Raw genomic sequence first — 11,092 nt, 5'->3', positions numbered from 1 at the left:
TCCTCACGGAGCTTCTCATCCTCAATAAACAACAGACGTAAAAAAACCCGCTATTAAAGCAGGTTTTCTTGAAATTGGTCGGCGAGAGAGGATTCGAACCTCCGACCCACTGGTCCCAAACCAGTTGCGCTACCAAGCTGCGCTACTCGCCGTTGAGTGGGCCGCATATTACTGCCGCTTTTGCATAACGTCAATCTCTTTCCTATATTGTTCAACTAACCGCAGATAAATGCAGCGAGTTTTCATGAAACGAAGGTATTTTGGGAAACAAATAGCATCTCATCCATAAATGGTTCAATGCCGCAGAAAATAAGTGATATTCTGTTTAATACTTTTTAACTCGCGCTTCCTAATATAGTTAAAAAGCTAAAAAATTTATAAAATCAGTAAATTAAGAGGATAGCATTCATGGCTGACTGGGTTTCGGGTAAGGTTACACGAGTAGATAATTGGACAGATGGTTTATTCAGCCTGATTATACAAGCTCCGGTACGATCGTTTACTGCGGGCCAATTTGCCAAATTAGCTTTAGATGTTGATGGTGAACGTGTTCAGCGGGCTTACTCCTACGTTAATTCTCCTGATAGTTCAGAATTAGAATTCTATCTTGTCAAAGTACCCGAAGGTAAACTCAGTCCTAAGCTACATCAGTTGAAGGTCGGAGATGACATTCTGGTGACCCAAGACGCAGCCGGTTTCTTCGTGCTGGAAGAAGTACCTGTTGCAGATACCTTATGGATGCTGTCTACCGGAACGGCCATCGGGCCATTTTTGTCGATTCTACAATTAGGTCAGGATCTGGAGCGTTTTAATCATATCGTTCTGGTTCACGCCGTGCGTTATAACCAAGATTTGAATTACCTACCGCTCATGCGTGAGTTGGAAAAACGCTATGCTGGAAAATTGCGTATCCAGACCATTGTTAGTAGAGAAAAAACGACTGATTCCCTGCATGGCCGCATCCCGGCGTTAATTGAAAGCGGTGAACTGGAATCCAGCGTAGGATTAACCATTAATCCAGAAAATAGTCATGTAATGTTGTGTGGTAATCCACAAATGGCCAAAGATACTCAGCAGTTACTAAAACAACAGCGCGGAATGTCAAAACACCTGCGCAGAAAACCAGGTCATATCACCACGGAGCAATACTGGTAATCATTTCATTAACCGGCTATTTTATTTAGACGCCGCACCGTTGCTGCATTTATTTGAGTAACGGTATCGGCTCGATAAGGCGCTTTTGACAAGCTATGTTCAACAGGTTTTAATCATATATTAATTCCTCTCTATCACAGCACATCAGGATGATTCTCAAGTGGGACATGATACGTTGACAAAAGCAGGCATCTTTAGCGCTACTCTCTTGACCTTAATGTTAAGCAACACTGCATTTGCTGTTGAGCCTAATGCATCATCCAGCGAATCATCCTCAGCGAAACATTCAGAAACGGTTGTCGCCCCTTATTTAAGAGAAGATGCACCAACGTTCAACCTGACGGTCGCTCAATTTAGAGAGAAATTTAATACCACTTACCCACATATGGTTCTGGCAGAATACAAAACCATCAAGACCCTGGAAGTAAAGTCACCACTCATCCGAGCTGCCAGTCGCATCAATAATACACTCTATTCTTCTGTCGCCATCGATAAGAGTCAGCGGACTATTAGAAGCCTACAATTAACCTATTTACCGCCGCCACCCTCAGAGGAAAAACCAGAAAAACCTGAAAATATAGCAAAAGCGGAAAAAGCCGATCGGGCTGTATTAGCTAACTACATGGCTGCTTTTATTAGTTTATTTGAACCGACTTCAACATTGGAAAAGTGTCAGAACAAAGCAAATGAACTACTCGAGAAAGGTAAAGGGAGCCCCTTCTATCAGCAAAAGGAAGGTACACTGCGCTTTGTTATAGCCGATCACAATGAAAAAGGTATAACATTCGCTATTGAACCGATTAAGCTGTCGCTATCTGATAAATAAATCGTCGACAACGAGCGAATGACTGATAAAAACGAAATCTTATACATCAAGTCACTCTATACTATGGCAAGATATGAATATCGTCGCAGCAATTTACGCGATATCGTAAGTAGCTAACCCACTGTAATTAAAGTCATTACCGTATAATCTGATTGGAGAAAAAACATGCGTCATCCATTAGTTATGGGCAACTGGAAACTCAACGGTAGCAAACATATGGTCAACGAGCTTATCGCTGGCCTACGTCATGAATTAAGCAATGTAGATGGCTGTGATGTAGCAATTGCACCACCGTTTATTTATCTGGATCAAGCCAAACAGGCTATTTCCGACAGCCATATCGCACTCGGTGCACAAAACGTTGATATTAATCTTTCTGGCGCATTTACCGGCGAAACATCCGCTAATATGTTAAAAGATATCGGCGCCAAATACGTTATCATCGGCCACTCAGAGCGCCGTACTTATCATAAAGAAAGCGATGAACTGATTGCCGAAAAATTTGCCGTTCTGAAAGAGGCAGGTTTAATTCCAGTATTATGTATTGGTGAAACTGAAGCGGAAAACGAAGCAGGCCAAACCCAAGCCGTTTGTGCCAGACAGTTAGATGCAGTGCTAAAAACGATGGGAGCCCCTGCACTGAAAGGTTCCGTGATTGCCTATGAACCCGTTTGGGCTATTGGTACTGGAAAATCAGCAACCCCAGCTCAAGCTCAAGCAGTTCACAAATTTATCCGCGATCATATTGCTAAGCATGATGCTGACGTCGCAGCCAAAATCATTATTCAATACGGCGGTTCAGTCAATGACAGCAATGCTGCTGAGCTATTCTCTCAGCCAGATATTGACGGGGCTTTGGTTGGCGGAGCATCATTAAAAGCTGACGCTTTCGCCATTATCGTTAAAGCCGCAGCTAAAGCGAAAAAAGCCAAATAATTTAGCTTTAAATAAAAAAATCCCCGGAATAACCTTCCGGGGATTTTTTATATCTGATTGTCTGACAGCATTATCAGAATAATTCTTTTGCCGTTTTCAGCCAGTCACCTTTAAACGGACGCTTCATATTTTCAATGGCATCAATAATATCGTGATGTACCATCTTCTCATTCTGAATACCGACGCAACGACCACCATAACCCTGTAACAGCAGGTCAATAGCATAAGCACCCATACGAGAAGCAAGAATACGGTCATAGGCAACCGGAGAGCCGCCCCGCTGAATATGCCCTAATACGGTTGCTCGAGTATCGCGGTGAGTTTTCTGCTGAATATACTTCGCCAACTCGTTGATATCACAGATATGTTCCGTAATGGCAACAATCGCATGCTTTTTGCCTTTACTAATACCTGCCATAATCTCGGCAACTAAATCATCACGGTTAAATTCTATTTCAGGCAGGACAATAAACTCGCAACCACCAGCAATAGCTGCTGCCAGAGTGAGATCGCCACAGTGACGCCCCATCACCTCTACAATGGAAATACGCTGGTGAGATGAAGAGGTATCGCGCAAACGGTCAATCGCTTCCACCACGGTATCCAGAGCCGTAAAGAAACCAATGGTATAATCCGTACCCGCAACGTCATTATCAATGGTACCGGGTAAGCCGATACATGGGAAACCACGCTCAGTTAACAGCTTTGCCCCCATGTAAGAACCATCACCACCGATAACCACTAATGCATCAATATTTCTGCGCTTTAGGTTTTCGATAGCCTTCTCACGCGCTGCAGGATCTCTAAATTCTGGATAACGCACAGAGCCTAGAAAAGTACCACCACGGTTAATCACATCGGATACGCTATAGCGATCCAACTGCTCCATCCGATCTTCACACAGCCCTTGATAACCATCGTAAATACCAAAAACTTCCAATCCCTGAGAGAGTGCCGCTCGCACCACTCCACGAATGGCTGCATTCATACCCGGTGCATCACCACCACTCGTTAAAACGCCGATTCTTTTGATCATGACCACCTCTAAACTAACAGATGTTATTGTAGATATCGTTTCACGACATGCCATGGTTATACATGGCGATAAAACCTTGTGGGTCTGAAAGCTGACCCTTGGTATCAATTAAATGCACCGGGCTTATTTTGTAGGGTAATCCCCGGGCTTTTAATCCGATTGACTACATTCAGGCTAATGACATTTAGCTTCGACTACTCAGTATAACAAATGCTATTGGCTGAATTGATTCAGTTTAAGTTAAAAACGGTAATAATTTATATAGCTGAGAGAATTATTTTTTTCTCGCCCCAAAATAAATACCTACAGGGTAAAAAAACTGCTATCCGGTATCATGCGATAAATCAGGAAATCACCACAGAACACGGATCTTGGTGAATGATCACCTCAGAATTCGGAAAACGTCTCAGTATATCCTGCTCAACGTTATCGGCAATTTTATGTGCTTCAATCAGCGGTAAATTGTCATCCATTTCTACATGTAGTTGAATAAAGCGGGTTGGTCCAGACTGTCGGGTACGCAAATCATGAGCCCCCTGAATCCCCGGCCATGACAGTGCAATATTCATAATTTCCTGACGTTCCTCATCTGGTAAAGCCCGATCGAGTAACGTTTGTACTGCATCATAAGCCATGCGTAATGCGCTATACAAAATATAACAGCCAATTGCCAACGCAAAAATAGCATCCGCATGCAGGAAGCCATACAGACTAAAGCCTAACGCAGCCAGAATAGCGCCATTCATAAAGATATCTGATTGATAGTGGAGCATATCAGCCCGAACGGCCTGACTTTGTGTCTTCCTGACCACCCAACGCTGAAAAGCGACCAGACAAAGCGTGGTAATTAATGAAACAATTGTCACACCAATACCGACGCCTGCAGCTTTAAGGGGTTGCGGATTCACCAGATGCTGAAACCCAGTTAAGAATAAAAAAATCGCGGAGCCACTAATAAACATACTCTGCGCTAATGCCGCCAGCGACTCGGCTTTACCATGACCGAAAGTATGCTGATGATCCGCCGGTTGCAGCGCATAACGCACCACCAATAAGTTGGTTAATGAAGCGGCGATATCAACCAGTGAATCCACTAAAGCGGCCAGCAAGCTGACAGACCCCGTTAACCACCAGGCAACTACCTTTATGATCAACAACGCTGTTGCCACTGTTGTTGCACATAACGCCGCTGTTTTGACTAATCGTCCGTACTGATCGCTCACCCTTAAACCTCAAAACCGTATTTGATGAACTTGCTAGTATAGCTTTTTTAGATAAAAAAAACCCCGCCGTCAATGGCGGGGAAGACATGGATGGTGTCTAAGGCAAGGAAAAACATACATCATAGGATACTACATACAACTACATACACTACTGGGGATCTAACTCTTCATACTTTCGCATTTGGTCCAAATGCTGCTGCATCTTTTCCATTCGTTCAGAATGGTTTCGATTAAATACTATTCTCTGCTCTGGCGTTAACAGGCTATAAAACTGGTGATGTACCTTGGCTAAAGCAACCTGCCGTTCAACCTGAGCTTTAGCAATAAATTCAGCCTGTGCCCGAGCGGCATTCTCATCAAAGTGGTCAGCGATAACTAAATTATGCATCGCTTCCATGTTATCCATATACATCTTTGGCATGGCATCATGATAATTCTGCCGAATCAGATCGCGCATTTGTTGACGTTGTTTAACCGTTAAATTAAGTCCATCAAACAAACTATGTTGGTGCATGATCTGAGCTTTTACTGCTTCGCTACTATTGGTAGTAGAAACCGAACCTAAACACGCGCCAGTTTCCGAACAATTCTCTGGTTCAACATTTTTTCCATCTGCGGCTAACACAGTTGATGTACTCAGTGCCAACATTGATGCCATAATTAGAATGTTAACTTTATGCATCGCTATCTCCGCAAACTTCACCGTATTGAACCGATGAATAGAAGTTTAATCGAGTGGATGAAAACTACCGTCAGCACGTGTAAATGTGTGTAAAGTCATGGAATAGCGCCATCTATTCGAGTAATTTTGCTTCTGGAGGAAACATTATGAGTAAAATTTTGCTTGTTGATGACGATCGTGAAATCACATCATTATTGGAAGAGTTACTGGAACTGGAAGGGTTTGACGTTATTGTTGCTTATGATGGCGAACAAGCAATCAATATGATGGATAACAGCGTTGATCTGCTGCTATTGGACATCATGATGCCAAAGAAAAACGGTATCGATACGTTAAAAGAACTACGCCAGAATTATCAAACGCCTGTCATTATGCTCACTGCACGCGGTAGCGAATTAGATAGGGTATTAGGCCTTGAGCTAGGTGCCGATGATTACCTACCTAAGCCATTCAACGACCGTGAATTAATCGCACGTATTCGCGCAATTTTACGGCGCTCTAACTGGAGCGAGCAGCAGCAAGAACCTGAAGTCAGCTCCAATACGCTACAGGTTGATAAACTGCGCCTAAACCCAGGTCGTCAGGAAGCCAGCTTTGATGGACAAACCCTTGATCTGACTGGAACAGAATTTACCTTGCTCTATCTACTGGCACAGCGTTTAGGTCAAGTGGTTTCCCGTGAATACTTAAGTCAGGAAGTATTGGGGAAACGCTTAACGCCATTCGATCGCGCCATTGACATGCACATTTCCAACCTTAGACGCAAATTACCAGAGCGCCACGATGGGCTGCCATGGTTTAAAACCCTGCGTGGACGCGGCTATCTGATGGTTACTGTCACATGATAACGTTTAACAGCCTGACCACCCGCATATTTGCTATATTCTGGCTAACATTAACGCTGGTTGTAATGGTGGTATTGATGGTGCCTAAACTCGACTCGCGCCAGTTATCGCAAGTTATGGATAGCGAGCGCCGTCAAGGCACCATGTTAGAGCAGCATGTCGAAGCAGAATTAGCCAGTACGCCTAACAGCGATTTGATGTGGTGGCGCAGGCTCCTGCAATCTATTGAAAAATGGTCTCCTCCTGGTCAGCGTATGCTATTGGTAACCAGTGAAGGCCGTATTGTTGGTGTATTAAAGCGCAACGAGATGCAGATGGTTCGCAACTTTATTGGTCAGGCAGATAACGCCGATTATCCAATGAAGAAAAAATATGGTCTACAGGAGATGATAGGGCCATTCTCCGTACGCGACCGTGAAGAACACTATCAGCTTTATTTAATTCGCCCAGCCAATAGTCCCCAGTCTGACTTTATCAATCTGCTCTTTGACCGTCCGCTACTATTACTGGCCGTAACCATGGTGATCAGTATACCGTTGTTACTTTGGCTCGCCTGGAGTCTGGCGAAACCAGCCCGTAAATTAAAACAGGCCGCAGATGAAGTCGCCAGAGGAAATCTTCGAGAGTCTCCGGAACTTGAATTTGGCCCTCTGGAATTTCGTGCAGCGGGGGCAAGCTTTAACCAAATGGTCAATGGACTCGATCGTATGGTTAAAGCCCAACAAAGGCTAATTTCGGATATTTCCCATGAACTACGCACCCCACTGACCCGATTACAGCTGGCCACGGCATTAATGCGCCGCCGCCACGGGGAATCAAAAGAGCTGCTTAGGATAGAAACTGAAGCCCAGAGGTTGGATAACATGATTAACCACTTACTGGCATTATCCCGTAATCAATACAAAAGTGAGATATCCAGAGAACGTCTGATGGCGAATGAGCTGTGGGCTGATGTCCTCGATAATGCAAAATTCGAAGCAGAACATACGGATAAGAAGCTGGAAATCGCTGTCCCACCTGGACCATGGCCAATTTTTGGTAACCGAACGGCATTAGACAGTGCGTTGGAAAATATCATCCGTAATGCCTTCCGCTATTCAGATAAACATATTGTCGTTACCTTCAGCTGTGATAATCAGGGGATCGTTATTCACGTTGATGATGATGGTCCCGGCGTTGCAGAAGAAGATCGAGAACAAATCTTCCGCCCCTTCTATAGAACGGATGAAGCACGTGATCGTAACTCTGGTGGTTCCGGTTTGGGATTAGCAATTGTCGAATCGGCGATCAGTCAGCACGGTGGCTGGGCCAAGGCGGAAAAAAGTCCACTTGGTGGGTTGCGCCTGACAATTTGGCTTCCTCTTTATCTTCGCTAGTTCTAGCCGAGTTTAATATCTGTTATTCTGCGCCTCTCTAATTGGGGGGCGCATGTTAAATATCGTTTTATTCGAACCAGAAATTCCACCAAATACCGGGAATATTATTCGCTTATGTGCAAATACCGGATTCCAGCTGCATCTAATAGAACCACTTGGTTTTACCTGGGATGATAAGCGCCTACGTCGAGCCGGGCTGGACTATCATGAATTCACATCTATTAAACGTCATAAGAACTATCAGGCTTTTCTGGACAATGAAAATCCTGGCCGACTGTTTGCGCTAACCACGAAAGGTACGCCGGCCCATAGTGAGGTCTTATATCAACCAGGAGATTATCTGTTGTTTGGTCCGGAAACCCGAGGATTACCGATGGAGATTCTTGATAGCCTGCCTAAAGAACAAAAGATCCGCATTCCAATGCAGTCAGACAGCCGCAGTATGAATTTATCCAATGCGGCTTCCGTCGTGGTATATGAAGCATGGCGGCAGTTAGGCTATCAGGGCGCGGTACACCGCGAATAACAATCACCAAAAATCTCCGGCTAGTTAACCTGATATACAACGATATAAAAACGTTAATCGCCGGAGGTCAAATCAAGATCGCCTTTGATGCCGTTAAAGCTCTGATCCATTTCCATAGAAGGTTTATCGCAACCAGAACGGCCCACGATCCGGGCAGGAACGCCGGCAACGGTGGTATATGGCGGAACCGCCTGTAAAACAACAGAACCAGCACCAATTTTTGCTCCCCGACCAACTTCGATATTGCCGAGAATTTTAGCGCCAGCACCAATCATCACCCCTTCACGAATCTTTGGATGACGATCGCCGCCTTCTTTACCGGTACCACCGAGCGTTACCGACTGCAGAATAGAAACATCATTCTCCACTACCGCCGTTTCGCCAATCACAATCCCCGTGGCGTGGTCCAACATAATCCCGTAGCCAATGCGCGCAGCAGGGTGGATATCAACACCGAATACTACCGAAACCTGATTTTGCAGATAGAGTGCCAAAGCCTTGCGATTTTGCTGCCAGAGCCAGTGCCCAATACGGTAGGCCTGTAGCGCATGGAAGCCTTTAAGGTAGAGAAGAGGAGTTGAATACTTATCAACGGCGGGGTCCCGCTGACGAACCGCCAGAATATCCCGTGCGGCTGATTCAATAATATTATTATCAGACTGAATCGCTGCCTCAATAATTTCTCGAACAGAAATCGCTGGCATCGTTGCGCTAGCCAGCTTATTGGCCAAGATATAGCTTAAGGCGTTGCCCAGAAACTCATGATTCAAAAGCGTTGAATGGAAAAAACTGGCAAGGATGGGTTCGCAATCAACTAACTTACGCGCCTCAGTTTTAATTTCATTCCAAACTTGCATTGACTCTGATGACATTTCCCGGCTCCTGATTACACCTCAAATACAAACCAATTAATTGAGCAGTGATGGCCTACTAAACTGTAATTTTCTCTTCCTTACTGGTCCGACTGAGCAGCGCAATCGCAGCCTCCCGAGCATCCTTACCACCGTACAACACCTGATAAATTTGTTCAGTAATCGGCATCTCAACACCGCAGCGTTGAGCCAGTATCCAGACTTCTTTCGTATTACGGTAGCCTTCAACCACCTGACCTATCAGAGATTGCGCTTCCTCAACACTTTTTCCTTCACCCAACATGATACCAAAGCGACGATTTCGTGATTGGTTGTCGGTACAGGTCAACACTAAGTCCCCTAATCCAGCCATTCCCATAAATGTCGCGGCTTCAGCGCCTAATGCGGCACCCAGACGACTCATCTCTGCCAGACCTCGGGTAATCAGGGCAGTTCGGGCATTAGCGCCGAAACCAATACCGTCAGACATACCAGCACCAATAGCAATGACGTTTTTAACCGCACCACCCAATTGGACACCAATAAAATCAGGATTACTGTAAACCCGAAAGCTCTTACCACAGTGCAGCAATTTTTGGAGATCGGCAGTAAATGTTGGATCTGATGACGCTACCGCAATCGCCGTAGGTAGCCCTGCCGCCAGCTCTTTAGCAAAAGTCGGCCCAGAAATAACAGCGAGTGGAATATCATTACCTAAAGCTTCTCTGGCCACGTCAGCCAATAACCGCCCGGTTTCTGCTTCTAATCCTTTGGTTGCCCAAACGATACGCGCGTTAGCCTGTAAAAAGGGCTTAATCTGACGAAGTACATCACCAAACACATGACTGGGAACCACAACCAGAATATCGCGGCTGGCGCTGATCGCCCGCTGTAGATCGGTTTCTAGCTGTAAATTATCCGGGAAGGAAACATCCGGAAGAAAGGCCTGATTTTTTCTGTCTTGCTGTAACAGGGCAATATGTTGCGGATCGTGCCCCCACAACACAACAGAGTGGCCATTACGAGCTAACGTAATGGCTAACGCGGTGCCGTATGAACCGGCACCGATCACAGTCATATCGACCTGACTCATTAAGCATCCTGACGTGGTGCTACAGCACCTTGTTCAGCTTCAGCCTGTTGTTGCAGATAGTTCATAAACAAGGCATCAAAGTTAACCGGAGCCAAGTTTAATTGAGGAAACGTTCCACGAGAAACCAAGCTAGTTACGCACTCACGAGCATAAGGGAATAAAATATTCGGGCAGTATGCACCCAGGCAATGCGCCATTTGAGACTCATCAAGACCAGTAACGTTAAAAATACCGGCCTGTTGTACTTCACACAAAAATGCGGTGTCTTCACCCAGCATAGACGTTACGGTAACGCGAAGAACAACCTCATAGACGCCATCAGCCAGTTGGCTGGAAGCCGTATCTAAATCCAGCTTAACTTCTGGTTCCCATTCTTTCTGGAAAATAACTGGCGCGCCCGGCGCTTCAAATGAAACGTCTTTGGTATAAATACGTTGGATCTGAAAAGCCATTTCTGAGTTGCTTTGTTCTGACATATGAAAATTACCTTTAAGTTAAATGTCCTTTGTAATGCTGTAATAACGCAAAAATCGGGAATCATGA

Annotated in this window: 12 protein-coding genes and 1 tRNA gene; 6 read left to right on the top strand and 7 right to left on the bottom strand. The window is 45.1% G+C overall.

All coding sequences use genetic code 11. The features are described 5' to 3' along the window. Positions 1-75 precede the first annotated feature (75 nt). Positions 76-152 (bottom strand) — tRNA-Pro (locus BMZ28_RS14000). Between the two features lie 256 nt (positions 153-408). Here BMZ28_RS14000 and fpr point away from each other — a divergent pair. The 3 genes from fpr (at position 409) to tpiA (ending at position 2,917) form a co-directional block, all read left to right on the top strand. Further along, positions 409-1,155: a ferredoxin--NADP(+) reductase gene (fpr, locus tag BMZ28_RS13995; protein WP_074824131.1), complete on the top strand. Its 747-nt coding sequence runs from the start codon at positions 409-411 to the stop codon at positions 1,153-1,155. 160 nt (positions 1,156-1,315) lie between these two features. Beyond that, positions 1,316-1,981, top strand: coding sequence for a DUF1454 family protein (locus BMZ28_RS13990; protein WP_232036575.1), 666 nt, complete (start codon positions 1,316-1,318; stop codon positions 1,979-1,981). Positions 1,982-2,146: 165 nt separating this feature from the next. Beyond that, positions 2,147-2,917: a triose-phosphate isomerase gene (tpiA, locus tag BMZ28_RS13985; protein WP_074824127.1), complete on the top strand. Its 771-nt coding sequence runs from the start codon at positions 2,147-2,149 to the stop codon at positions 2,915-2,917. Positions 2,918-2,990: 73 nt separating this feature from the next. Here tpiA and pfkA read toward each other — a convergent pair whose 3' ends face one another. The 3 genes from pfkA to cpxP all read right to left on the bottom strand — a co-directional run bounded on the left by pfkA (position 2,991) and on the right by cpxP (position 5,858). Next, positions 2,991-3,953 (bottom strand): 6-phosphofructokinase, encoded by a 963-nt coding sequence (gene pfkA, locus BMZ28_RS13980; RefSeq protein WP_047782258.1) that lies wholly within the window; start codon positions 3,951-3,953, stop codon positions 2,991-2,993. A gap of 344 nt (positions 3,954-4,297) precedes the next feature. Then, a complete protein-coding gene (fieF, locus tag BMZ28_RS13975; RefSeq protein ID WP_047782259.1) occupies positions 4,298-5,176 on the bottom strand; it encodes a CDF family cation-efflux transporter FieF in 879 nt (292 codons plus the stop codon). Between the two features lie 148 nt (positions 5,177-5,324). Beyond that, the gene (gene cpxP / locus BMZ28_RS13970) at positions 5,325-5,858 is read right to left on the bottom strand and encodes a cell-envelope stress modulator CpxP (protein ID WP_074824125.1); all 534 of its coding nucleotides are present in this window, start codon (positions 5,856-5,858) and stop codon (positions 5,325-5,327) included. A gap of 146 nt (positions 5,859-6,004) precedes the next feature. On the opposite strand from cpxP, the gene cpxR reads away from it, so the two are divergent. From cpxR to trmL, 3 genes are read left to right on the top strand one after another with little or no spacing between them, the layout of a single operon-like run. Then, the gene (gene cpxR, locus BMZ28_RS13965) at positions 6,005-6,703 is read left to right on the top strand and encodes an envelope stress response regulator transcription factor CpxR (protein WP_047782261.1); all 699 of its coding nucleotides are present in this window, start codon (positions 6,005-6,007) and stop codon (positions 6,701-6,703) included. After that, positions 6,700-8,079 carry an envelope stress sensor histidine kinase CpxA gene (cpxA, locus tag BMZ28_RS13960; RefSeq protein WP_047782262.1) on the top strand — a complete coding sequence of 460 codons (1,380 nt, stop codon included), beginning with the start codon at positions 6,700-6,702 and terminating at the stop codon, positions 8,077-8,079. The genes cpxR and cpxA overlap by 4 nt, the downstream gene beginning before the upstream one ends. 52 nt (positions 8,080-8,131) lie before the next feature. After that, positions 8,132-8,605 carry a tRNA (uridine(34)/cytosine(34)/5-carboxymethylaminomethyluridine(34)-2'-O)-methyltransferase TrmL gene (gene trmL / locus BMZ28_RS13955; protein ID WP_074824123.1) on the top strand — a complete coding sequence of 158 codons (474 nt, stop codon included), beginning with the start codon at positions 8,132-8,134 and terminating at the stop codon, positions 8,603-8,605. Positions 8,606-8,658: 53 nt separating this feature from the next. On the opposite strand, the gene cysE is transcribed toward trmL, so the two are convergent. From cysE to secB, 3 genes are read right to left on the bottom strand one after another with little or no spacing between them, the layout of a single operon-like run. Next, a complete protein-coding gene (cysE, locus tag BMZ28_RS13950; protein ID WP_047782264.1) occupies positions 8,659-9,477 on the bottom strand; it encodes a serine O-acetyltransferase in 819 nt (272 codons plus the stop codon). 58 nt (positions 9,478-9,535) lie between these two features. Next, positions 9,536-10,549 (bottom strand): NAD(P)H-dependent glycerol-3-phosphate dehydrogenase, encoded by a 1,014-nt coding sequence (gpsA, locus tag BMZ28_RS13945; RefSeq protein ID WP_074824121.1) that lies wholly within the window; start codon positions 10,547-10,549, stop codon positions 9,536-9,538. Next, positions 10,549-11,025: a protein-export chaperone SecB gene (gene secB / locus BMZ28_RS13940; protein ID WP_047782266.1), complete on the bottom strand. Its 477-nt coding sequence runs from the start codon at positions 11,023-11,025 to the stop codon at positions 10,549-10,551. Before secB ends, gpsA begins: the two co-directional genes overlap by 1 nt. Positions 11,026-11,092 lie beyond the last annotated feature (67 nt).

It is taken from the genome of Pragia fontium DSM 5563 = ATCC 49100 (assembly GCF_900112475.1).
Taxonomy (GTDB): Bacteria; Pseudomonadota; Gammaproteobacteria; order Enterobacterales; family Enterobacteriaceae; genus Pragia; species Pragia fontium.
The sequence above is the reverse complement of the archived record's forward strand: the minus strand, read 5'-3'. Positions and strand labels throughout refer to the sequence as shown.